The 251-nt window shown below is 61.8% G+C and carries 1 pseudogene; it reads left to right on the plus strand.

The features are described from left to right. Positions 1 to 251: pseudogene (locus MRBLMR1_RS08640) on the plus strand (IS110 family transposase); the annotation flags it as partial.

A 251-nucleotide genomic window follows, 5' to 3' on the forward strand; every position in this document is an offset into this window, starting at 1 on the left:
TTGTCGGAATGGAGGCATGCGCCTCGTCGCATCACTGGGCACGCGAGCTTCGCGCTCTTGGCCATGACGCCCGGATGATCCCTGCGTCGTACGTGAAGCCCTATGTCGCGCGTCAAAAGAACGACGCGCAATACGCCGCGGCCATCTGCGAAGCAGTGACGCGACCGGCAGTTCGCACAGCTCCGATCAAGTCGCTGACGCAACAGGCGTTGCGTGTCCTGCATCGCACACACGAACTTCTTTCGCGACAG

Source organism: Neorhizobium sp. LMR1-1-1.1 (assembly GCF_040675795.1).
In the GTDB taxonomy this organism is placed as follows: domain Bacteria; phylum Pseudomonadota; class Alphaproteobacteria; order Rhizobiales; family Rhizobiaceae; genus Neorhizobium; species Neorhizobium cellulosilyticum.